At 71.8% G+C, this 23,585-nt stretch carries 18 protein-coding genes; 9 read left to right on the forward strand and 9 right to left on the reverse strand.

The window, feature by feature from the left end:
- Positions 1-32: 32 nt before the first annotated feature.
- The gene (locus tag ACQEV1_RS39560) at positions 33-1,529 is read left to right on the forward strand and encodes a cryptochrome/photolyase family protein (RefSeq protein ID WP_433401554.1); all 1,497 of its coding nucleotides are present in this window, start codon (positions 33-35) and stop codon (positions 1,527-1,529) included.
- Positions 1,530-1,591: 62 nt separating this feature from the next.
- Here ACQEV1_RS39560 and ACQEV1_RS39565 read toward each other — a convergent pair whose 3' ends face one another.
- On the reverse strand, positions 1,592-4,447 hold the full coding sequence (locus tag ACQEV1_RS39565) for a helix-turn-helix transcriptional regulator (protein ID WP_433401556.1): 2,856 nt from the start codon (positions 4,445-4,447) through the stop codon (positions 1,592-1,594).
- A 128-nt stretch (positions 4,448-4,575) separates the two neighbouring features.
- On the opposite strand from ACQEV1_RS39565, the gene ACQEV1_RS39570 reads away from it, so the two are divergent.
- Positions 4,576-5,178 carry a dihydrofolate reductase family protein gene (locus tag ACQEV1_RS39570; protein ID WP_433401557.1) on the forward strand — a complete coding sequence of 201 codons (603 nt, stop codon included), beginning with the start codon at positions 4,576-4,578 and terminating at the stop codon, positions 5,176-5,178.
- Positions 5,179-5,678: 500 nt separating this feature from the next.
- Entirely contained in the window at positions 5,679-7,166 is a 1,488-nt protein-coding gene (locus ACQEV1_RS39575; RefSeq protein WP_433401559.1) for an MFS transporter, read from the forward strand.
- Between the two features lie 136 nt (positions 7,167-7,302).
- Here ACQEV1_RS39575 and fusA read toward each other — a convergent pair whose 3' ends face one another.
- Complete coding sequence (gene fusA / locus ACQEV1_RS39580; protein WP_433401561.1) at positions 7,303-9,396, reverse strand: elongation factor G; 2,094 nt, start codon at positions 9,394-9,396, stop codon at positions 7,303-7,305.
- A 289-nt stretch (positions 9,397-9,685) separates the two neighbouring features.
- On the opposite strand from fusA, the gene ACQEV1_RS39585 reads away from it, so the two are divergent.
- Genes ACQEV1_RS39585 through ACQEV1_RS39595 form a run of 3 tightly spaced genes read left to right on the forward strand, consistent with a single transcriptional unit; the run spans position 9,686 to position 14,697 of the window.
- Positions 9,686-10,588, forward strand: a complete 903-nt coding sequence (locus ACQEV1_RS39585; protein ID WP_433401563.1) for an ABC transporter ATP-binding protein — start codon at positions 9,686-9,688, stop codon at positions 10,586-10,588.
- Positions 10,585-11,937 (forward strand): hypothetical protein, encoded by a 1,353-nt coding sequence (locus ACQEV1_RS39590; protein WP_433401565.1) that lies wholly within the window; start codon positions 10,585-10,587, stop codon positions 11,935-11,937. The genes ACQEV1_RS39585 and ACQEV1_RS39590 overlap by 4 nt, the downstream gene beginning before the upstream one ends.
- A 3-nt stretch (positions 11,938-11,940) precedes the next feature.
- Positions 11,941-14,697, forward strand: a complete 2,757-nt coding sequence (locus tag ACQEV1_RS39595) for an alkaline phosphatase family protein (protein WP_433401567.1) — start codon at positions 11,941-11,943, stop codon at positions 14,695-14,697.
- Between the two features lie 66 nt (positions 14,698-14,763).
- Here ACQEV1_RS39595 and ACQEV1_RS39600 read toward each other — a convergent pair whose 3' ends face one another.
- On the reverse strand, positions 14,764-15,699 hold the full coding sequence (locus ACQEV1_RS39600; protein ID WP_433401569.1) for a GlxA family transcriptional regulator: 936 nt from the start codon (positions 15,697-15,699) through the stop codon (positions 14,764-14,766).
- A 72-nt stretch (positions 15,700-15,771) separates the two neighbouring features.
- On the opposite strand from ACQEV1_RS39600, the gene ACQEV1_RS39605 reads away from it, so the two are divergent.
- Positions 15,772-16,107, forward strand: a complete 336-nt coding sequence (locus ACQEV1_RS39605) for a cupin domain-containing protein (protein WP_433401571.1) — start codon at positions 15,772-15,774, stop codon at positions 16,105-16,107.
- A gap of 239 nt (positions 16,108-16,346) precedes the next feature.
- Here the strand turns inward: ACQEV1_RS39605 and ACQEV1_RS39610 are convergent, their stop codons facing one another.
- On the reverse strand, positions 16,347-17,024 hold the full coding sequence (locus ACQEV1_RS39610; protein WP_433401573.1) for a VOC family protein: 678 nt from the start codon (positions 17,022-17,024) through the stop codon (positions 16,347-16,349).
- A gap of 62 nt (positions 17,025-17,086) precedes the next feature.
- A complete protein-coding gene (locus tag ACQEV1_RS39615; protein WP_285627994.1) occupies positions 17,087-17,998 on the reverse strand; it encodes an AraC family transcriptional regulator in 912 nt (303 codons plus the stop codon).
- Between the two features lie 127 nt (positions 17,999-18,125).
- Here ACQEV1_RS39615 and ACQEV1_RS39620 point away from each other — a divergent pair, with 127 nt between their 5' ends.
- Positions 18,126-19,175, forward strand: coding sequence for a saccharopine dehydrogenase family protein (locus ACQEV1_RS39620; RefSeq protein WP_433401576.1), 1,050 nt, complete (start codon positions 18,126-18,128; stop codon positions 19,173-19,175).
- A gap of 2 nt (positions 19,176-19,177) precedes the next feature.
- On the opposite strand, the gene ACQEV1_RS39625 is transcribed toward ACQEV1_RS39620, so the two are convergent.
- The 4 genes from ACQEV1_RS39625 to ACQEV1_RS39640 form a co-directional block, all read right to left on the reverse strand.
- On the reverse strand, positions 19,178-20,098 hold the full coding sequence (locus tag ACQEV1_RS39625) for a MerR family transcriptional regulator (RefSeq protein WP_433401578.1): 921 nt from the start codon (positions 20,096-20,098) through the stop codon (positions 19,178-19,180).
- Positions 20,099-20,165: 67 nt separating this feature from the next.
- Positions 20,166-20,687: a hypothetical protein gene (locus ACQEV1_RS39630; protein ID WP_433401580.1), complete on the reverse strand. Its 522-nt coding sequence runs from the start codon at positions 20,685-20,687 to the stop codon at positions 20,166-20,168.
- A gap of 54 nt (positions 20,688-20,741) precedes the next feature.
- Entirely contained in the window at positions 20,742-22,184 is a 1,443-nt protein-coding gene (locus ACQEV1_RS39635; RefSeq protein ID WP_433401582.1) for a glycosyltransferase family 39 protein, read from the reverse strand.
- A 127-nt stretch (positions 22,185-22,311) separates the two neighbouring features.
- On the reverse strand, positions 22,312-23,031 hold the full coding sequence (locus ACQEV1_RS39640) for a TetR/AcrR family transcriptional regulator (RefSeq protein WP_433401583.1): 720 nt from the start codon (positions 23,029-23,031) through the stop codon (positions 22,312-22,314).
- Positions 23,032-23,240: 209 nt separating this feature from the next.
- On the opposite strand from ACQEV1_RS39640, the gene ACQEV1_RS39645 reads away from it, so the two are divergent.
- Positions 23,241-23,582 (forward strand): ArsR/SmtB family transcription factor, encoded by a 342-nt coding sequence (locus ACQEV1_RS39645; RefSeq protein WP_285580287.1) that lies wholly within the window; start codon positions 23,241-23,243, stop codon positions 23,580-23,582.
- Positions 23,583-23,585 lie beyond the last annotated feature (3 nt).

A 23,585-nucleotide genomic window follows, 5' to 3' on the forward strand; every position in this document is an offset into this window, starting at 1 on the left:
CCGGTCGTGCCCTGGCGGTAACACTCCAGGTCATGGGAGACGGAACGCCGCTGTGGCTGTTCGGGGACCAGCTCGGCCGGCACTTCCACGCGACGCCGGAGAACCGGGGCCGGGACGTGCTGCTGATCGAGTCGGAGGCCGCGCTGGCCCGGCGGCCCTTCCACCGGCAGAAGCTGCACCTGGTCCTGTCGGCGATGCGGCACCTCGCCGTCGAACTCGGCGACCGGGTCACGCTGGTCCGGGCGCGCACCTACCGCGAGGGCCTGGCCCGGTTCGGGCGCCCGGTGGTCGTGCACGAACCCGGTTCCCACGCCGCGGAACGGCTGGTCGCCGACCTGATCGAGGAGGGGCTGGTCGAGGCCGAACTGCCCACGCCGGGGTTCATCCGGTCCAGGAGGGACTTCGCCGCCTGGGCGGACGGGCGGGGCCGCCTGGTGATGGAGGACTTCTACCGCGACCAGCGACGCCGGTTCGCGGTCCTGATGGAGCCCGACGGCGACCCGGTCGGCGGCACGTGGAACCTCGACCGCGCCAACCGTGAGCCGCCGCCGCGCCGCGCCGCCCTCGGCGTGCCGCGGGCCTACCGGCCGCGCGAGGACGACGTCGACCGGGGCGTACGGGACGACCTGGACCGGCTGCTGCGCGCCCGGCGGATCGGCCCGGTCGGCGTGGACGGGCCACGGCTGTTCGCCGCCACCCACGACGAGGCCGGACGGGCACTGAGGAGGTTCCTCACGACGCGGCTGGCCTCGTTCGGACCGCACCAGGACGCGATGCTCGCCGGAGACTGGGCGATGTCACACGCCCTGCTCTCAGCCTCGCTGAACCTCGGCCTGCTCGACCCGCTCGCGGTCGTCCGCGCGGCCGAGGCCCGCCTGCGGGGCGGCGAGGCGCCTCTGAACAGCGTGGAGGGATTCGTCCGGCAGATCCTGGGCTGGCGGGAGTGGATCTGGCACCTGTACTGGTACCTGGGGCCGTCCTACCTCGACCGCAACGCGCTGGACGCGCGCACCCCGCTGCCGGACTGGTGGCGGCGGCTGGACCCGTCTCAGGTGAGCGCCCGATGCCTGCGCACGGCGCTGGCCGGGGTCCGCGACCGCGCGTACGCCCATCACATCCAGCGGCTGATGGTGCTGGGCAACTTCGCCCTACAGCGCGGCTTCGCGCCGGGCGCGCTCACCGAGTGGTTCGCCACCGCCTTCGTCGACGGCCACCCGTGGGTCATGCCGGCGAACGTCATCGGCATGAGCCAGTACGCGGACGGCGGCATCGCGGCGACCAAGCCGTACGCCGCCGGGGGCGCGTACATCAACGCGATGAGCGACTACTGCCGGGACTGCCGGTACGACCCGCGGGTCCGGCTCGGCCCGGACGCCTGCCCCTTCACCGCGGGCTACTGGGCCTGGCTGGACCGCAACGCGACCCGGCTGGCGGGCAACCGCCGCATGTCACGGCCGCTGAGCGGGCTGCGCCGCCTCGCCGACCGCGAGGCCGTCGTCGAGCAGGAAAGGCACCGGGAGCGCTACTGATGACCTCCGGTCAAGCCCGTACCCGATGTCACCAAGTCTGGTGTCCTTCGCTGCCGGACGGGTCAGGAGCTCAGGAGATCCGCCTCGTGGGCTCGCGCGGCGGCCTCCGTACGGGTGGTGGCGCCGAGCTTGGTGAGGATCCTGGCGACGTGGGACGCGACCGTGTTCGGGGTGATGAACAGCTCCTCGGCGATCTGCGGGTTCGACCGGCCGCGGGCGAGGACGCGCAGGACGTCGAGTTCACGGCGGGTCAGGCCGAAGCCGTTCGGCGCCGGGGCGTCGGTGTCCTCGCCGAGGCGGCCGCGGGCGGTCAGGTCGCCGATGCGGGTCAGCAGCGGAGCGGCGCCCAGTTCGGCGGCGATGGCGCGCGCCTCGCGCAGCCGGGAGCGGGCGCCGGGCCGGTTGTTCGAGGTGAGCGCGGCGGCCGCGGCGTCGGTCAGCGCGGTGGCCGTCTCGTAGGGGTTGACGAGGCCGCGCCAGGCCTCGGCGGCGCGGTCCCAGGCGGCGAGCGTGTCGGCGACCTCGGCCTCGAACGTGCGGCGGTAGGCGGTGACCGCCGGGGTGACGGCGTGTACGGAGTCGGCGACGCCGGCCAGCTGCGCGAGCCGGTCGGCGCACTGCTCGGCGACCCCCCGGTTTCGCGGCGCCGCGGCGCGGCGGGCGCGCTGGGCGCGCGCGCCGAGCGCCGCGAGCCGCATGACGACATCTGCCTGCGGTGACGCCGGGGGCAACTGCTCGCCGAGGACGTGGTCGGCCAGTTCCGGGTCGCCCTGGTCGAGGGCCCAGGCGATGCGCTGGAGGGCGATCTCCACCTTGACCTCGGCCGCTCCGCGCGCGTGCAGGGCGAACTCGGTGAGCTGGCGGAGCAGGATCTCGAACCGGTCCGTCTCACCGCGGCAGCGTGCGATGTCGGCGGCCACCAGGCGCACGAACGCGCCGTACAGGGGCGGCGGGCCCTCGGCGAGAGTGTCCTCGACGAGCCGCAGGGCCTCGTCCCACCGGCCCAGCAGCCGGAGGGGGACCGCGCGGGCCGAGGCGAGCGCGCTACCGCGGGACCGGGCCCGGCCGAGCCGGTCGGCCTCTCGCCGCCCGGCACCGGCCAGTTCCGCGGCCGGCCCGTACCGGCCGGTGGACTCCAGGAGCGCGGCCTCCCACTGGAACGTGGTCAGGAAGGTCTGTACGTCCAGGGCCGCCTCGGCGGCACGGCGAGCCTCGGCGAACATGCGCTCGGCGGGCTCGGTCTCGCCGGCCATGCCGTCGAGCGCGGCCAGTACGAGCAGGGCGGGCGCTCGCAGACCGTCGTCGTCGAGCCGTTCGGCGATGTCCAGCGCCTCGGCCGCGTGCCGCCGGCTGTCGCCGTGGCGGTGCGCGCCGATGCCGACGAACGCCAGGGCGGACAGCAGACCGCCGCGCAGCGCGTCCGACGAACCCGCGGGCACCAGGGCGATCGCCCGTTCGAGGTCGTCGATCCCGGTGCCGTCGACGCGGTTCTGTGACTGGCCGCGCAGGCCGAGCAGCCGGGCCACCCGCTGCGGCTCGCTCTCCGGAGCGAGCCCGGCCAGCGCGGCGGTGGCGTGCCCGACGCCGACCGCCGACCTGCCCGCCGCGTGGGCCGCCGCCGCGGCCCGCTCCAGCACGGTCGTGCGGTCGGCGCCGATGAGCCGAGGCGGGTCGGCGACCTCGGCCCAGCTCCGCAGGATCAGTTCGAGCAGGTAGAGCTGCTCGTCATAGGCGTTCTGCCGGGCGGCGCGGTCGGCCGCGCGCCAGGCGGCGGGCAGCGCCCGTTCCGGCTCCCCCGCGGCGATCCAGTGCTCGGCCAGGGCCAGGTCGTCGACGTCGCGGGTGGCGAGCACGGCGGCGTACCGGGCGTGCCGGCGCCGCCGCTCCGCCGGGAGCAGCGAGGCGTACATGGCCTCCCGGATCAGCTCGTGCCGGATCGCGTACGCGTCCTCGTGGACCACCACGAGGTCGCGCCCGACCAGGTCGGCCACCGCGCGCCGTTGCCGCGGCTCGTCCAGGCCGCCGACCTCCAGCAGGATCCGGTCCGGCAGCTCGGCACCGGCGACCGCCAGGGCCGACAGCACCTCGCGCGCCGGATCCGGCAGGTCGGTGATCCGGTCGATCAGCAGGGACCGCAGGTCGCCGGCCGACGCCTCGTCCGCGTCGCTCAGCGTCTCGACGAAGAGCGGGTTGCCGCCGCTGCGCCGGTGGATCCGCTCGCTGCGGGAGCGATCCGGCCGGCGGCCGTCGATGGCCGCGAGCAGCTCGACCACGTGCCGGTGCTCCAGCGGGCCGAGGGCCAGGCGGACGACGTCGCCGCCGCGGCCCAGTTCGGCGAGCAGCTTCCGGTTCGGGTGCCCCGCCGCCAGCTCGCCGGTGCGGATCGTGCCGATCAGCAGGACGGCGCCGTCGTTCAGGTTCCGGGCCAGGTAGGCGAACAGCTCGCGGCTGGACGCGTCGGCCCAGTGCAGGTCCTCCACGACCAGGACGACCGGCCGCGCCTCCGAGACTCGCGTGATCAGCCCCAGCATCTCCTCCAGCAGCCGGACCCGCCCGTACGTCGCCGGTGACGGCCCGAGGTCGGGCAGCCAGTCGCCGAGCGCGGAGCCCGACGGCGGCAGCAGCGCCGCCACCCGGTCGCGCCCGAGCCGGCGTACGAGGTCGCGCAGGATCGCGACGAACGGCACGTACGGAGCGCCCTCCGCGCCGAGCTCCAGGCAACCGCCGGACAGCACGAGAGGCTCGCCCGGCAGCGTCCCCGCGACGGTGGCCACCAGCCGGGACTTGCCGATGCCCGCCTCTCCGCTGACCAGCACCGTCACCGGCCGCCGTGCCAGCGCCCGCTCGTAGGCCGCCCGCACAGCGGCGGACTCGGACGCCCGGCCGACCAGCACCGGGCTGACGATCGACCCGATCATCACCTGGTCACCCCTTCAAATCCGGACAGCATCTCATCAGGTCTGACGACGACGGCCCGTGCCCTGCCCCGGCAGGCTCATCCCATCACCGCGACCGGCCCGCCCGGTCCCCGAACGAGGAGTTTCCGATGACCGCACCGACCCGTCGCGTCGTCGCCAACATCTCTCTGTCCCTCGACGGACGCGTCACCGGCCCCGGTGGAGAGTACGACATGGGCTGGATCGCTCCGCACGCCCTGAGCGCGGGTGCCCGCTCACACATGGTGGAGGTTACCGGCGCGGCCACCACGGCGCTGCTCGGCCGCAAGAACTACCAGGGCTTCGCCGGCTTCTGGCCCGCCGTGGCCGACGACGAGGCCGCCGACGTCAGTGACCGGACCTTCGCGCGCTGGCTGAACGACGTCGAGAAGGTCGTCTTCTCCAGCACGCTGGAGAAGGTGGACTGGCAGAACGCGCGCCTGGCCACCGCCGACCCGGCCGCCACCGTCAAGGAGCTGCGGGAGCAGGAGGGCGGCGACATCATCGTCCTCGCCAGCACCAGCGTCATCCGGCAGCTCATCGACGCCGACGAGCTGGACCGGCTGAGCATCACCCTGTGCCCGGAACTCGTCGGCGGCGGCGCCCGCCTGTTCCCCGACGGCCCGGCCGCCTCCTCCTGGTCGCTGACCGCCACGAGCACCACCGAGAGCGGCGCGCTCTGCCTCCTGTACGACCGGGTCCGCCAGGCCTGACGGCACGCCGGGCGCACACGACGGGCAACGCTTGAAACCTGTGGATCACCGGGAAGGGGGCCACCTTCCCGGTGATCACGTGAGATCTCAAGCATGGCCGACGCGCCAACGTCGGCGGGGAAGACGCACCCGATCCTCCGCTGCGCTACCCATCACCGACCCCGCACAGTCGCCCACTCAGAGGGCCGTACTCCCCGCCGACCCCCGCGAGTGGCACGCGTGATTGTCGGAGGCCGCGCAGCGGATCGCGAGCGCGTGCTCCGATGACGCGCTCGACGCGCCGGTGTTCAACCCCGCGGGGGACGAGCGGCCCGGGACGCGGTTCTGGATGTCCAGCATGCTGAGATGCCGTCACCGGGGAAGCAACGGACGGCGCCGGGGACGTCTTCGCCAAGTCGACCGGGAGCCGGGCGTCCACAGCCGTGCCGCACCTGACGGCTTGACCTCAATATTGGTTGAGGTTTCAGGATGGGGGCCGCTACCGACGACGGGAGGAATGTGTGAGCACCATCAGTGTCGGCGCGCGGCCCGCGGGGCGGGTGAGCCCGCCGGTTACGGCGGCCACCGTGCTGCTCGGCGTCCTGGCGCTGGCCATGTCGATCGCGGGCACCGCGGTGGCGGTCCCGCGCATCGGGGACGACCTGGGCGTGTCCGGCGCGGCCCTGCAGTGGGTGGTCGCCGGATACAACCTGACGTTCGCCGCGTGCACGCTCGTGTGCGGCTCATTGGCCGATCTGTTCGGCCGCCGACGCGTCTTCACGCTCGGGGCGGCGCTGTTCACGGTGGCGGCGCTGGCCGGCACGGTCGCGAACGGCATCTGGCTGCTGGACGCGGCGCGGCTGCTGGCCGGCGTGGGAGCCGCCGGGATGATGGCCGCGGGCGGGGCGATCCTGGCGTCGACGTTCGACGGTGCCGCGCGCACCCGTGCGTTCGCCGGGATGGGGACCATGGCCGGCGTCGGCATCGCGATCGGCCCGAGCCTGTCCGGCTGGATGATCGGCGGGTTCGGCTGGCGCGGCACGTTCGGCGCGTACGTGGTCGCCGGCCTGCTGGTCCTGGCGGGCAGCCGGTTCGCTCCGGAGTCGCGGGCCGGCGAGCGTCCCCGTGTGGACCATGGGGGGATCACCACCTTCGTCGGCGGGCTGGCCGCGCTCATGTTCGGCATCATGCAGGGCCCGGAGCAGGGCTGGAGCGCCGCGCCGGTGCTCGTCGCACTGGCCGCGGGAGCTCTCCTGCTGGTGACCTTCGGCGTGGTCGAACGCCGTGGCGCCCACCCGGTGCTGGACCTGACGCTGATCCGGAACCGGCCGTTCATGGGCTGGTGCCTGGGCACCCTGGCGACCTCGATCGGGTTCGTCGGTGTGCTGGTGTTCCTGCCCACCTATCTGCAGGGCGTGAACGGGGTTCCGGCGAGCGAGTCGGGCGTGCTGATGCTCATGTTGACCGCGCCGGTGCTGGTCGTTCCGCCGCTGGGCGGCCGGCTGGTGACCCGCGGCGTGCCCGGCCGCACGCTGATGACGGCGGCACTGGGCCTGATCGCGGCGGGCAACGCCTGGCTGACCGTGCTGCGTCCCGGCATCGGCGTGGCCGGGCTGCTCGGCCCGCTGCTCCTGATCGGCGTCGGGATGGGCCTGTCGTTCGGGATCACCGACGGCCAGGCCATGAACATCGTCGAGCCCACACGCGCCGGGACGGCTGCGGGCTTCCTCAACACCGTGCGCGGCGCGGCCGAGGCCCTGGTCATCGCGGTGTTCGGCGCGGCGCTGGTCAGCCTCATCCGGGTGGAGACCGGATCGCCGGCCGCGGCGGCGCGGATCGCGGCGGGCGAGGTCGCCCGCACGGAGCGCGCCGCGTTCACGGACGCCTGGCACTCGGCCCTCAGCGGTGTCGCCCTGGTCACCGCGCTGTGCACCATCGCCGTCTTCGTCCTGCTCCGCCCGCGCCGCTCGTCTGTGGACGATGCCCTGGAGGGCAGGGGTCGTCGATGACGCCGCAGACCGACACCCGCCACCCGCCCGGTCCCACGCGCCTCGCCGGATGGCTGAACCGAATCAACGACTCAGGACACCGGCCGTTCGTGCCGGGGCGGGTGCCGGCGTGGTGCCGGCGCCCGCCCCGGGTGCGTCACGCCTTGGCGACGATGGCCTCGGTCAGGCCGCGCGGGACCTCGGCGTAGGAGGCGAACAGCATCGAGTGGCTCCCCCGCCCCGAGGTCCGGCTGCGCAGGTCACTGACGTAGCCGAACATCTCCGACAGCGGCACCAGTGCCCGGATGAGGCGGGCGCCGGACCGCTCGTCCACGGCCTGCACCTGGCCGCGGCGTGCGTTCAGGTCGCCGATGACCTCTCCCATCGCGGCGTCGGGGGTGACGACCTCGACCGCCATCACGGGCTCCAGGAGCACGGGTGCCGCCTGACGGGCGGCCGCGCGGAACGCGTGGTACCCGGCCTGCCGGAACGCCAGTTCGGAGGAGTCCTGCTCGTGGAAGGCGCCGTCGACGAGCGTGACGCGTACGCCCGTCATCTCGTGCCCGGCCACGATGCCGGCCTGCATCGCGTCCTGGCAGCCGGCGTCCACCGACGGGATGAACTCCTTCGGGACGCGGCCCCCGGTGACCTTGTTCACGAACTCGTAGCCGTCCGCGATCGGTTCGATCGAGATCTGTACCTTGGCGAACTGTCCCCTTCCTCCGGTCTGTTTCCGATGCGTGTAGCCGACCAGCTCCACCGGCCTGCGGACGGTCTCCCGGTAGGCGACCCGCGGCCGGCCGAGGTCGGCCCGTACCCCGAGCTCCCGTGCCATCCGGTCGACGAGGATCGACAGGTGCAGCTCGCCCATCCCGCCGATGACGGTCTGGCCGGTCTGCGGATCGGTCCGTACGACGAAGGACGGGTCCTCCGCGGCGAGCCGTTGGAGCGCCGACGGGAGCCGCTCTTCGTCCGCCCTCGACCGGGGGCGTACGGCCGCCTCGATGACCGGCTCCGGCAGGTCCATGGACTCCAGGACCACCGGTCGCCGCTCGTCGCACAGCGTGTCGCCGGTCGTGGTGCCCTTCAGCCCCATGAGGACGACGATGTCGCCCGCGCCCGCCGAGTCCAGCTCCTGGCGCCTGGCCCCGTACATCCGGAAGATGCGGCCGATCCGCTCCTTCTGTCCGCTGACGGAGTTGAGCACCGTCATGCCCGGTTTCAGCCGGCCGGAGTAGATCCGGGCGAACGCCAGCGCGCCCAGGTGCCGGTCGGTCACGATCTTGAACGCCAGGACGGCCGGTGGCTCGTCGTCGGACGGCGCGATCCGGCCGCTCCGTTCGACGTCGAGGACCTCGACGTCGAGCGGTGACGGCAGGTAGCGCACGACCGCGTCGAGCAGGGGCTGGACGCCCTTGTTCTTGAACGCGGTGCCGCAGAGCACCGGCGTGACCGTGACGTCCGCCGACGTGCCGGAGGCGATGGTGATCCGCCGGATCGCCGCGTGCAGGCGCTCCTCGGACGGCTCGCGCCCTTCGGCGTACAGCCGCATCATCTCCTCGTCGTGCTCGGCGACCGTCTCCAGCAGCCGGTCACGCCACTGCCGGGCGGCCTCGGCGTACGCGGCCGGGATGCCGGTGACCTCGTACGCCTCACCGAGGCGCGCCTCGGCGTGCCAGACGCAGGCCTTCATCCCGACCAGGTCGACGACGCCCGTGAAGGCCGCCTCGGCTCCGATCGGCAACTGCAGGACCAGCGGCACCGCCCCGAGCCGGTCGACGATCGTGTCGACGCAGGCGTGGAAGTCGGCGCCCGCGCGGTCGAGCTTGTTGACGAAGCAGATCCGCGGCACGCCGTACCGGTCGGCCTGGCGCCAGACGGTCTCGGACTGCGGCTCCACGCCCGCGACCCCGTCGAACACCGCCACGGCGCCGTCGAGCACCCGCAGGCAGCGCTCCACCTCGACGGTGAAGTCGACGTGCCCGGGGGTGTCGATGATGGTGACGGCGTGGTCGGCACCGTCGACCGTCCAGTGACAGGTGGTCGCGGCGGACGTGATCGTGATGCCGTGTTCGCGCTCCTGCTCGGTGTGGTCCATCAGCGTGTCGCCGTCGTGGACCTCGCCGATCCGGTACGCGACGCCGGTGTAGTAGAGGATCCGCTCGGTGGTCGTCGTCTTGCCCGCATCGATGTGGGCCATGATCCCGATGTTGCGGACCGCGGCCAGATCCAGACGAGTCGTGGTGGCCATGGGCTTTGATCCCTTCTGCGCTCGATGGGTGGACGACGACCGGTCGTACTGCGGCCCAAGTATCAAGTCGCGGCTCCCGCCACCGCACGTCATTTTCCGGGCCGTGTGCAATCGCCCGTTGATCGTCTTATTGGCGGCTTTGGCGTCGTTCGCCCAAAATTTGACTGCGCGCCCCTCCACGGCAAACCGCGCTCCCTAGGGTCCTCCTGCTGAAGATCGATCAGAGGAGACCGACATGCGCAGGAGCCCCGCAGTCCGGGGTCGCGGGATCAGGAAGTCCTTCGGCGATGTGGTTGCACTCGACGGCGTCGACCTCGATGTGGCAAGCGGGCAGGTCCACGGCCTGGTCGGCCCGAACGGCGCGGGCAAGACGACGCTCCTCGGTCTCCTGCTGGGCCTGGCGGTCGCGGACAGCGGCCGGCTGGAGATCCTGGGTACGACGGTCGGGCGGACGCTCGCCGTCCCCGACGGCGTCTCCGGCTTCGTGGACGGGCCGGGCCTCTACCCGTCGCTCACCGCGCGGCAGAACCTCTCGGCCCTGGCCGCACTGCGCGGGCACGAGACCGGTCAGGCCGCACGCGTCGGCGAGGCGCTGGAGCAGGTCGGGCTCACCGACGTCGCCGACGACCGCCTCCGGGGCTTCTCTCTCGGCATGCGCCAGCGGCTCGGGCTCGCCGCCGCGCTGCTGACCGAACCGCGGCTGCTCGTGCTCGACGAGCCTGCCAACGGCCTGGACCCCGCCGGCAAGCACCACGTGCACCGCGTCATCACCGGACTCGCCGCGGCCGGGACCGCGGTGGTCCTGTCCAGCCACCGGATGGACGACCTCGCCGCGCTGTGCTCGGAGGTCACCCTCCTCGCCACTGGGCGGGTCGTGTTCTCCGGGCCGGTGGGCAAGCTCGCCGCCGAGAGCGGCGAGCTCGACTACCGGGTGCGCACCTCTGACCCGGCCGAGGCTCATCGGGTGGCGCTGGAGACGCCCGGACTCCAGGTCAAGTCCGACCGCGACCCCGCCGAGCGGCCGGACACCGACGTGCTCGTGGTCCGCGGGCCGGTGCCCGTTCTCGACGACCTGGTGGTGCGGCTCGTACGGGCCGACGTGGCGGTACGGGAACTGGCGCCCGTCGTGTCGCCGCTCGAGGCCGCGTTCCTGGCCATGACCGGGCAGACCGATGAGGAGAACGAGGCATGACGATGACGGCCGCGCCGCCCAGGGTCGAGGCCCAGCCGGCGCCGGTGCTGCGCGGGTACCGGTTCGAGCTGGTCAAGCTGCTGTCGCAGTGGCGGATCCGGGTGCTGCTGCTCGCCTGCTGGATCGCCCCCGCGGTGTTCGTGGCCGCGGTGAGCCTGCAGAGCACGCTGCCCAGCGACACGGTGTTCGGCCGCTGGATGCACGCCACCGGCTGGGCGGGGGCCCTGGTCGTACTGGACTTCTCCCGCAGCTGGGCGCTCCCGCTGCTGACCGCCCTGGTCGCCGGCGACGTCTTCGCGACCGAGGACCGGCTGGGCACCTGGCGCCACCTCCTCGTGGCGGTCCGCTCGCCGCGCCGGATCTTCGTGGCGAAGGGCCTCGCCACCCTCACCGTGCTCCTGGTGCTGGTGGCCGGGCTGGCGGTGTCGGGCATCGCCGGCGGTCTGGCCGCGGTCGGCGACCACCCGCTCGTCGGCCTGGACGGGCATCTCCTCAGTCCGGGGGGCGCGGCCGGCACGGTCCTGCTCTCGTGGGCCTGCGTGCTGGCGCCGACGCTGGCGTTCGCCGGGGTCGGCCTCCTCGGCTCGGTCGCCCTGGGCCGCTCGACGATGGGCCTGTTGATGCCCGCGCTCCTCGCCTTCGCGCTCCAGCTCACGCAGCTGCTTCCGCTGCCGGTGCCGATACGGCTGGCCCTGCCGAGCCACGCCTTCCTCGCCTGGCGCGGGCTGTTCACCAGCCCGGCGCAGACGGGGCCCCTTCTCATCGGCATCGTGGTGAGCCTGGCGTGGGCGATCGTCGCGACCGTGCTGGCCTACCACCTGTTCCTACGCCGCGACTTCACCGACCTGGCGTACGACGGGTCGGGCCGGCGCGTCCTCGTCGCGGGGGCGCTTCCGCTGGCCGCTCTGGTCGGCCTCACCGCCGTACTGCTCGCCGTCGTGACCCCGGCCAAGGGCTCCGGGATCGAGCAGGCCAAGCTGCAGCGCTCGCTCGCCACGGTGTACGCCCACCTGTACCGCGTGCAGACGCGGGAGCTCCATCGTCCCGACGTCACCGAGGCGCAGCTCGCGGCCACCGCGTCCTGCGACAAGGGCGGCGACCGGGTCCTCGACCAGGGGCCGGGCAACGACTGGCGCTGTGTCGTGTCCTGGCACCTTCCCGGCACGGCCGCCGTCGGCCAGGCCATCTATCAGCTCGACGTCACCGCGGACGGGCGGTACGTCGCGGACGGAGACGGACCGAAGGAGGTGAACGGCTACTTCCCGGTGCGCACCGAGACCGGTGACGCACCCAATCCCCTGTGGCAGTTCGACGGAAACGTCGATCTGCTCGCAAGCACGAAGGATTAACTCATGCACGTTACGCGCCAGCGCGTCGCGAAGTCCCGTCGTAGATTCTTCGAAAGACGCACCGGCCGGCGGATCCACACGGTGGCGGCCGGCACCGCTGCTCTCGCCGTCGCCAGCGGGAGCATCGCCTACGCCTCCACCACGGGGTTCGGCACCGACCAGGTCGGCCAGACCACCAAAAAGGGCCAGGTCGTCTCCGGCAACCAGTACATCGACCCCATCGGCGAGCGCCTCGTCATCAACAACGGCAAGATCATGTCGTCCACGCTCAGCCCGGACGGCACCCACGTCGCGGCCTCGGTCACCGACGGCGGCATGGCGCTCGCCATCGTGGACGTGAAGAACTGGAAGGTGCAGCAGCTCGTCGGCAACAACGCTGCGGCGAACCTCAAGATCAGCGGCAACGACGTGGGCCAGGAAGGCCCCACGTACTCGCCCGACGGTTCGCAGCTGTGGCTGGGCCAGACCGACGGCTACACCAAGTTCACCGTGAACGCGGACGGCACGCTCGCCAACCCCGTCGCCGTCAAGATCCCGGCGGACGGGGCCAAGCACGCGCTGGTGGCTCAGGCGGTGTTCTCGCCCGACGGCAAGACCGTGTACTCCGCCGTCAACGGCCAGAACCGCGTGGTCGCCATCGACGCGGCGACCGGGGCCGTCCAGCAGAGCTGGGCCGTGGGCAACGCCCCGCGCGGCGTGGCGCTCGTCGGCGGCAAGCTGTACGTCAGCAACGAGGGCGGCCGCCCGGCCAAGCCCGGCGACACCACGATCAACTCCTACGGCACCCAGGTGCCGGCCGACCCGAAGACCGGTGCCACCACCACCGGCACGGTCAGCGTCATCGACCCGGCGAACCCCGCTGCCGCCGCCGCGAGCATCGACGTCGGCCTGCACCCGACGGCCCTGTACGCCAAGAACGGGGCGCTGTTCGTCACCAACACGGCCACCAACAACGTGTCCGTCATCGACACCGCCAAGAACAAGGTCGTCCAGACCATCGCCACCCAGCCGTGGCCGGAGGCGTCGGTGGGCTACGAGCCCGACGCGGTCACGCTCACCAAGGACGGTCACCTGCTGGTGACGCTCGGCCGCGCCAACGCGGTCGCTGTCTACCGGTACACGAAGCCGCTGGAGCCGGTCAGCTACGTCGGCCTGCTCCCGACCGACTACTTCCCCGCGGAGATCACCACTGTCGGCGACGACGTACTGGTCTCCAACACCCGTGGCATCGACGCCCGCCGTACGCCGCCCGCCAACAGCGCCGGACACGGCACCCACGACACCACGTCCAGCCTGCAGCGGTTCAAACTGCCGAGCGACAAGGTCATCCGGTCCTACACGGCCAAGGTCTTCGCGCAGAACGGCTGGGGCAAGAACGACGTCAAGCTGGCCAACGGCCGCTCCGCGCACGCGGTGGCGGTCCCGCAGCGGCTCGGCGACCCCTCGACGATCAAGCACGTCTTCATGCTCGTCAAGGAGAACCGGACCTACGACCAGCTCTTCGGCGACATCGCGAAGGGCAACGGCGACCCGACGCTGGCCCAGTACGGCGAGAACGTGACGCCGAACCAGCACGCGCTGACCGAGCAGTTCGGGCTGTACGACAACACGTACGACATCGGCACGAACTCCGCCGAGGGTCACAACTGGCTGATGCAGGCCGACGACCCGGAGTACACCGAGTCCTCGGCCGGTGAGTACCTGCGCAGCTACGACACCGAGGACGACGCTCTCGGCCACCAGCGGACCGGCTTCATCTGGTCCGGTGCGCAGGCGGCGGGCAAGACCGTACGGGACTTCGGTGAGTTCCAGCAGTTCCTGACCAAGCCGGCCGGCGCGACCTGGCAGAACCTGTACTGCGACACCAAGACCATGGCGGCGAACCCCGCGCAGGACACCGCCTACCCGATGAACTCCTACTCGCCGATCCCGTCGCTGAACAACGTGTCGGTGCACGGCTTCCCGAAGTTCGACACCAGCGTCCCGGACATCTACCGGTACGAGATCTGGAAGCGTGACTTCGAGAAGAACGGCCCGGCGAACCTCAACATGTTCTGGCTCTCCAGCGACCACACCGGTGGTCCGCCGAACGGGGCCGCTCAGGTCGCGGACAACGACCTGGCCGTCGGCAAGATCGTCGACGAGATCTCGCACAGCAAGTACTGGAAGGACTCCGCGATCTTCGTGGTCGAGGACGACTCCCAGGCCGGCACCGACCACGTCGACGGCCACCGCGCCCCGATCCAGATCATCAGCCCCTGGGCCCAGCACGGCACCGTCGACGATCACTACTACTCGCAGATCACGATGATCCGCACGATCGAGCAGATCCTCGGGGTCCACCCGATGAACCAGAAGGACAGCGCCGCCACGCCGATGAGCGCCGCCTTCACCAACAAGCCCGACTACAAACCGTTCACCGCGCTGCCCAACCGGACATCGCTGACCCTGGGCCTTTCCACCCTGCCGACCTGTGGCGCGGATACCCCCGCGGCGCAGGACCCGAAGGCCGCGGCCGCGCCGACGACGGCGGCCGTGCCGAAGGCCGAGCAGCAGGTGGCGGCGCAGTGGCAGGCATGGAAGGCCAAGCAGCCCTTCTCCGCGCCCAACGCCAAGGCCGACTCCGCCAACCCCGAGCAGATGAACCACTTCTCGTGGTACGAGGCTCACGGGTGGAAGAAGCCGTACCCGGGTGAGAGCAAGATCTACGCGCCGGACAAGGTGCCCGGCGCCTACATCCCGTCGTCGGACACCGACTGACGCGGGACTGATCACCTAAGGAGGCCCCTGGCCGGCGTCACCGCCGGCCAGGGGTCTCTTTTCGTGTCAGGAGACCCGGAACGCCCGCCGGTAGGCGCCCGGGGTCGTGCCCACCTGGGCGCGGAAACGGCGGCGCAGGTTGACCGCCGAGCCGAGACCGACGCGGCCGGCGATCGCCTCCACCGGCAGGTCCGTCTCCTCCAGCAGGGTGCGCGCCTCGGCCACCCGGCGGGACAGCAGCCACGCGCCCGGGCTCGTACCGAGCCGGTCGTCGAAGCGCCGCGCCAGCGTACGAGGCGAGACGCCGAGGTGCGCGGCCAGGTCGTCCACGGACAACGGCGTCCCGAGGCGCGCGCCCGCCCACTCGAGGAGACCGCCGAGCGCGTCCCCGGGCGGCGGAGGCGGCGCGTACTGCGCCTGACCTCCCTCACGGTGCGGCGGCATCACCATGTGCCGCGCGACGAGGGCGGCGTGCGCGGCCCCGTGGTCCTTGCGGACGAGGTGCAGGCACAGGTCCATGCCCGCGCCCGCACCGGCGCTGGTCGCGACGTCGCCGTGGTCCACGTACAGCACGTCCGGTTCCACCCGCACCGCGGGGAACTCGCGCCGCAGTCGCTCGGCACGCGCCCAGTGCGTGGTGGCCGAGCGGCCGTCGAGCAGTCCCGTACGGGCCAGCGCGAACACCCCGGAGCAGATCGTGACGAGCCGCGCCCCACGGCCGTGCGCCCGCAGCAGCGCACGGCGCACGCCGGCGGAGAGCGGCGCCTCCACCGGCGCCCAGCCGGGGATGAGCACGGTGTCCGCGGCCGCGAGCGCCGAGAGCCCCAGCGGCACGGACATCCCGTACCCGGCCGACGTCGGCACCGTGCCGGGCGTCTCCGTGCACACCTGGAACTCGTAGTGCTGCGGCACCCCGTCCCGTACCGTGCCGAAGACCTCGGCGGCACAGCCGAGCTCGAACGTCGACTGCACCGGCCGCACCAGGGCCACCACGCGATGCATGGCAGGAAAATACCCCATGGTGTCATTGCGGACGGTGTCGCTTCCTGACCCGCGCGCGGCACGGTGGATGGCATGCGATCCGAGATCCTCGCCCAGTCGGGCTACACCTCCGTTTCCGTCAGCGAGTCCCCGGTCCGCGAACTCTTCCCGGGCATCCGGCTGCGCCCACTGTGGAAGGGCCCGACCGGCGCGCACGCCAACGTGCTGGAGATGGACCCGGGCACGTCATGGCCGCACCGCGACGTCCACGAACCCGGCCCGGAGGAGGTCTACGTGCTGACGGGAACGTTCAACGACGGCGCCCGCGACCACCCGCCGGGAACGTTTTTGCACGCCCCGGCCGGAACCTGGCACGTGCCGTCCAGCACAACGGGCTGCACGCTGTTCCTCTTCTACCCGGAGGGCTAGTGCCGCACTTTACGCCGGCCGTTGATCCACATCGATGGTGATCACGACCTCATTGCCCAGAGAAGGTTCGACGCGGCAGTGCCGAGGTTGGATCAGCTGTTGCGCATGAACCAGGAATCTTCGTAGCCGGATCTGATCTGGGTGCTCGGAACTCATCCAGCTGGCGATGGGTCAAGGGGCAATGGTGATCGAAATGGAGCTCTAGGGGGTTAATCGAATCGCACAAGTCGACGGGCGCCTCATCCCTGGTACAGATCGATGTGGTTGCCGCCCGGGTCCGTCACCGTTGATGACCGTGGCTTCCACGGTTTGTCGGCCGGCGCTTCGATTTCGACGGCTCCGGCGATGAGTGCCCGTGCGTGCGCGGTGTCGACGTCGTCGACGAGCAGTCCGAACTTGGCCGGCCCGCCGGGCCAGGGGTGCTGTTTCTGGTCGGCCACCGTCACGAGGAAGAAGTCGTCGTCAGGGTAGCCGCCGAACTGAAAAGAGCTGATCTCTTCGTGGTAGGCGGCGTCGAAGGCGTCGCGGTAGAACGCGATCAAGGTGGGCAGGTCGTCGGTCACTATGGTGACTTGGACGATGCGACGGGTCTTCACCGGCAGCCCCTTCTCAAGGTAGCGCTCGACGTTTTCGATGAGCTGCGCCAGCGAGTCGGCTCTGGCGCGCAGCCGTTCATGGTGCTCGCTGAGTACGGCCTCGACGCCGCGTTCCCGAACCGTTCGCATCGCGTCGACGGGTACCTGGAGACGTCGCAACGCCGCGTACAGACGCGCCTCGCCGACCTGGTCGGGCCGGTACCGGCGGTATTTGGTGTCGGGGTCGACATAGGCGGGCGTCAGCAGCCCGACCTCGTCGTAGTGTCGCAACGCGGTGATCGACAGGCCGGTGACGAGCGAGAAGCTTCCGATGCTCAGCACGCGACCATTCTGCGAGTCTCGCGCCACCTGAGAGTCAAAAAGGCCACCGGAGGTGGGAGGCCTCAGGGCCCCTGCTTCCGGTATCGGCCGGGGGCCACGCCGAAGGCTCGTTTGAACGCGTTGGCGAACGCGAACTCCGATCCGTAGCCGACTCGGGTCGCCACCGCGCTCAGGGGGAGGTCGGAGTCGCGCAGGAGTCCGGCCGCCGTGGTCATCCGCCACCAGGTCAGGTAGGCCAGGGGCGGCCGGCCGACCAGCGCGGTGAACCGCCGGGAGAACGCCGCGCGGGACATTCCCGCCCGTGCCCCCAGTTCCTCGACCGTCCACGGCCGGGCCGGGTCGTCGTGGATGCCGTCCAGTGCCGCCATGATGCGCGGGTCGCGGAGTGCCGCGGTCCAGCCGGTCGCCGCGTGGCCCTCCGGCTGTTCGTCCAGCCAGCCGCGCACCATGTAGACCAGCAGCGCGTCGAGGAGTGACGGCAGGACGGCGTCCGCCCCGGGGCGGCGTCGTTCGAGTTCGGTTCCGAGCAGGTCGATCGCGGCGCGCAACGACGGATGGCGTCCGACGCGCGACGGCAGGTGGACGATCTCCGGAAGCTCGTCCAGCAGGGGATGCCGCCGGGTCCGGTCGATCAGGTAGGCGCCGCAGAGCAGCACGACGGAGTCGGGGCCGTCCGGCGGAAGCCGATCCTCCATCTCGGTCAGCGCGGTGACCGGAGGGTCGGCCGGCGGATCGGAGAGGCCGTCGGCGAGTTGGTGCGCGCTGCCGTGCGGCAGGAACACCGCGTCGCCCGTACCGAGCGCGATCGGCGAGCCGCCCTCGGAGGTCAGCCGGCACGCTCCCTGCAGGACCACGTGGAAGCCCGCTCCCGCGAACGACGAGTGGCGTACGGCCCACCGGCCGCGCCTCCCGGTGCGCGCCGAATGCGGCCTGCCCAACCGCATCGCGGTGATCGCGTCACTCAGCACGTCCATGAACGCCAGCGTATCGCCAGACGATCGCAGTGAGACGAACGCTTATGAACAAAGCACTATCGAGCATTGAGCGTCTTGACACAGGACTCATAGCGTCGATCTCACCCGAACCGCGAGGAGCAGATCCATGAAGATCGCCGTCTATGGGGCGAACGGCTATACCGGAAGACTCGTCGTCGCCGAGCTGGCCCGGCGAGGCATCGACCTCGTGCTGGTGGGGCGCGACATCGAACGCCTCCGCAAGACCGCGGCCGGAACTGAGACACGCGCCGCCGGAGTCGACGACACCGCCGCGCTCGCCGGCGCCTTTCACGGCTGCGACGCGGTGATCAACTGCGCGGGCCCGTTCAGCGTGTCCGGTGAGGCGGTCGTACGGGCCGCGATCAGGGCCGGCCGTCACTACGTGGACATCTCCGGCGAACAGCTCTACCTGAAGCGGATCCACGACACGTTCGCGCAGGAGGCCACGGAGGCCGGCGTGACGGTGGTACCCGGCGTGAACGACGACGGCCTGCCCAGCGACCTGATCGCGCACCTCGCGGCCCGGCGGGTCTCGCCGGTCGCCGAGCTGGTCATCGCCCTGGACCTGGCGCGCAGCGGCGCCTCACCGTCTCGCGGCACGCTGCGCTCCGCGCTCGCGAACATCGACACGTTCACCGACGGCGGCCTCACCTACCGCGACGGCGACTGGCGCCCGGACGTCCCCGCCCTCCGTACGTCGATCGTCTTCCCCGGTGGTACGGGACCGGCTCCGGTCGCCCGGTTCCCCCTGCCCGGCGTCGTCACCGTTCCCCGGCACGTGTCCGCTCGGCACGTCGAGGGGGTGGTCCGGACGGAGCTGGTGGCCGCCTTCTCCGCGGTCACCCCCGAGGTGGTGGACAGCGTGCCCGACGGGCCGTCCGAGGACGACCGCCGCGCCGGGCGGTGGACCGTCCTGGCCGAAGCCACCGGCCAGGACGGGCGCTCGGCCCGTGGCGTGGTGTCGGGCCCGGACACGTACGGCTCCACCGCGGTCATCGCGGTCGAGAGCGCGCGCCGCCTCGTCGCCGACGGAGCCGAGCCCGGCGTGCTCGCCCCCGCCCAGGCCTATGACCCGATCGGCTTCCTCGACTTCCTCACCGAGCACGGCGCCACCTGGACCGTCGAGGTCGGACCGGCGCCTCGTACGGGCCCCTGACGTCAGGCCCGAGCGTCGCCGTGGGCGCGGAGGGCTGCGATCAGCCACTCGAAGCTCGGTACGGCCGCCGGCCGCGGCGGGTGGCCGTTGACGATCGCCAGGAGCTGCCAGTACCGCTCCACCCGGGCGTCGACGAATGTCTCGAGCTGCTCGAGTATCCGGGCGCGCTGCGCGGCCGTGGTGTCCGGGGCGACGATGCGGTCGAGTACGGTCCGGGCCTGAGCGGAGCCGGGTGCGACTCCCTCCGCCAACGCCCCGCCCGCGTGTTCCACGACCGCGTGGTGGTCCGGGCCGTACTCCAGTTCGTCGGCGCCCCGGCCGGCCACCGCCATGGCGCGCACCCGGCGTCGGAAGTCCTCGTCCGCGACGAGTTCGCCGAGCTCGATCCACGCGTCCACCTGTTCGGGCGCCGGGTCGTCCGGCAGGTCCGCGGGCAGCCGCCGCATGCTGTCGGCGATCCCCATCGCGGGGGCGTCGGGATCGACGCCCGCCACGACGTACTGGACGAAGTCATCGATGATCTGCTGCCGCTCCCGGGCGGACATCTGGGCCAGCTTGTGCATCAGCAACGTCTCCTCAATCGTGTTCGCGCGCTCGGCGACGGTGCTGAGCACCGCCCGGCGCAACCGCAGCGTCCTGATCTCCGCGTCCAGGGCGGCGACGTGCGCCGACGCCACCTCGCTCACGGTGACGCTCCTGGACAGGACCGCCTCCACCACGTCCAGCCCGAGCCCCAGTTCGCGGAGGGTACGGACCAGCTCCAGCCGGGCCACCGACCCGGCGTCGTAGAGGCGATAACCGCCCGCGGACCGGCCGGCCGGCGGAACCAGCCCCGCATCGGACCAGAACCGGATCGTCCGCGCCGGCAGCCCACACCTCTCGGCCAGCTGCCCGATCGTGAACAGCCCCGCGTTCGTGCTCATGAGGACGACTGTGCACCTTCCACCCGCTGGAACCTCAAGCCCGGCCCCCCGGCCGCGGATGGGGGCGTCAGACGCGCTTGCGGTGCCGGAACCATTCGGCGCGGAGCTCCTCGAACGGCTTGCGCAGAGACCCGGGCGTATTGGGCGGCGCCATGTCGTAGCCGGACAAACGAGACAGGAGGGGGTTGGCGCCCAGACCGGGGTCGACGGCGTTGGTCGGGCACACGAGCGCCGAGCGGCCCACCCCATCGGACCAGACCCGCACCCGCCAGACCCGGAACCCGGGATGGACGGTCACACGCTCGATCTTCGTCCAGGGAATCCGGTGCCGCTTGAACGATGACACCAGTTCGACGCCGGAATCGTCCATGACCACGCGGCCGCGGAGTGCGGCGGCGATGAACACGGTCACGCCGAGAAGCAGCAGCACGAGGAGAAGCACGCCAAGACGCCGGCCGATCGAATGGTCCGGCAGATCGTCGGTGATGAGAAGCCACGCGACCTGGCCGCACATCGCGGCGAACGCCGCGACACCGAAGACCAGTAATCCGACCGTACGGCGACAACGAAGCGTACGAGGCTCTGACATGGCGGTGGATGTTAACGCATACCGACCCCGTCCCCCACAGAGCGGCCGTGTGTCCTAATCGAGGTGGCGTAGTCCCGGCCAGATCTGTGCCCAGTCGCCGTGTGGTCGCCGGCACAGGTAGATCGCCGCGTGCTGGGCGGTTTCCTCGTTCACGATGCCGCCGGGCATGGTGATGGGCTCGATCTCCTGCACGTCGGACCAGGACCGGCGCAGGTAGGCGGCGCGGAACTCGCCCACGCACAGCACGGTGTCCGGCGTCGTGCCCGAGGGCGGTCCCCACAGCAGGTAGCCGTTGTGTCCGCTGGATACGGGCAACCGCAGGCCCGCATCCGGGCCGAGGACGGTCAGCGCCCCGGCTTCGCCGTAGTTGCTGGTGAAGATGCCGGCGCCGGGCGGAAGGGTCTTGGCCACCTCCGTGACCTGGCGGACGAAGGCGGGCCAGCCGTACGTCTCCACCGGCTGGGCGTTGACCGAGCGGAGCGCGTTCTCCGCGCGCAGCGGCAGCACGGGCAGGCCGATCAGCAGCGCGAACACCCCGGACACGGTGATCGCGACCGGCCACCGCCAGCGCGGCCGGGCGGTCGGGGTCGCGGCCCCGGTGGTTCGGGCTTCGACCCACATCCCACCGGCCGCGAACAGTCCGATCAGGGCAGGCGCCGGGTAGTAGACCTTGCCACCGCTGGCGGTGAACACGACCACCGCGGTCGCCGCGACGACGAGCACCCATCGGTGGTCGCGGCCGGCGGCCGAACCCAGCCAGCGGATACCGAAGATCCACAACAGGACCAGCGGCGGGCCGGCCAGGGCCAGCGCCAGCTCGGGAAGATGCGCCAGGGAGCCGAGGGGGCCGCCCTCCGAGGCCGAGAGCGTGGCGCCCATGCGGAACTGCGCCCAACCGTGCCGCGCGTTCCACACCACATTCGGCGCGACCATCAGCACCGCCAGGGCACCGGCCAGCCACGGCCCGGAAGTACGCAGCACGGCACGGTGAGACAGCAGCACCCCGACGGTGATGCCCAGCACCAGCACCCCGATGGTGTCCTTGTTCTCCAACCCGATTCCGGCCATCGCCCCGGCCGGCAGCCAGGCGCGCACCGTGCCCAGCCGTACGGCTCTTGCCGTCATGACGAACACGGCGGCCCAGGCCACCTGGTCGGTGACGGTCGTGCCGAACAGCAGCGCGGCGGCGACGAACGCGGGGCAGGCCGCGACCGCCGCGGCGGCGATGGTCTGGGCCCGTGCCCGGCCTCCGAACTCGGCGGCCAGGGCGGCGACCAGCAGGATGCAGCCCAGTTGAGCGGCGACCGCGAGCAGTCGCAGCGGCAGGACCCCGCCGGGCAGGTCGGCGGCCAGCCGCGCCAGCAGCGGCGTCAGCGGCGGCTGGTCCGGGTACCCCCAGGCCAGGTGCCGGCCGGAGATCACGTAGTAGAACTCGTCACGGTGCCAGCCGAACCTGGTCGCCACCGTCAGGTGTACGGCGCCAGCCACGGCCACCACGGCCAGCACCGGTCGCCACGCCAGTGGCGCTGCCCGCCTCGCGACGGGCTCGCTCGAGCCGGACGCCGTTCGCGCGCCGGCCGGCGCGGATGCTGCACTCTCAGACACGGCTTCTCGTCTTTCCGGATCAGGTCGGTTCGGTGTCCACGTCCGGGGCGGGGAGGAACGCGGCGAGCAGGAGGTGGCGGACGGTTCGACGGCAGGCGTCGCCGTCGAGCATCGCCGAGTCCGGATCGTCGATCCGATGCCAGGCGAACCAGGCGACGGTCTCGGTGATGAAACGCGCCGCCGCCGGCACGTCGGGAACCGGGCGCAGTGCACCGGACTGGATGTGCCGGCGCAGGTAGTCGCCAAGAGTGGCCAGCAGCGTTCTACGACGCTGTATGAAGTAGTGCTGTGCGAGTTCCGGCAGGTCGGGGGCGCACCGCTCGATCAGGGCCAGCAGTCGCCGGTTGCGTTCGACGAACTCGTACAGCTCGTCGATGATGGCGCCGAACTCTTCGGCGACCGACTCGTGTCGCCGCCGTCCGCCGTCCGCCGCGGTCAACCGGGAGAAACCGCCGTGGTCGGCGGTCCCGGTGTCGACCACGGCCACGATCTCCTCCGGCGCCGGCGTGGCCACCGGAATCTCCAGGCCGGCCAGCGACTCCGGGCGGGCCAGGCGCAACAGAGCCAGGTACAGCAGAGCCGCCTTGCTCCTGGCGTAGGTGTACACCGCACCGTGGCTCATGTTGAGGGCCGCGGACACGTCGGAGATCCCGGCCCCTCGGTACCCCTTGGCCATGAACACCCGCGCCGCCGCTTCGGCTATCTCCTCGACCGGCCGCGCCGGCACCCTACCTCGCACCCGCCCAATTATTGACTGACCAAGTCAGTCAGTCAAATGCCCTGATACGCCGGGTGAGACGTCCGGGGTCCCGGCTAGGTGGATCGACGCCGGCCTGGCCGCGGCCAAGCGGGTCACCGGCCGGGTCGTCGTCTACGTCGCCCCGCCACCGTTCCACCGTGACCGAGCTCGGGGCTAACGCATTCCGATATGGGTATATGATTTCTGCCATGGCACGAGCAGCGACGACGTCGGACGTCTTCAACGCGATCGCCGAGCCGCAGCGCCGGGAGATCCTGGTGCTGCTGCGGGCGGGTGAACGGCCGGTGACCGAGTTGGCCCGGGAGCTGGGGATGACCCAGCCGGGGGCGTCCAAGCATCTGCGGGTGCTCCGGGAGGTGGGGCTGGTGCGGGACCGCAAGGCGGGCAAGCAGCGCCTGTACGGCCTTGACGCCCGCGGGCTGCGGCCGGTTCACGAGTGGACCGGCGGGTTCGAGCGGTTCTGGGACGAGAGCTTCGACCGGCTGGACGCGTACGTGCAGGACCTGAAGCAGGAAAGGCAGGAGGGGTAGCCG

It is taken from the genome of Actinoallomurus sp. CA-142502, from assembly GCF_050936355.1.
GTDB classification, from domain to species: domain Bacteria; phylum Actinomycetota; class Actinomycetes; order Streptosporangiales; family Streptosporangiaceae; genus Actinoallomurus; species Actinoallomurus iriomotensis.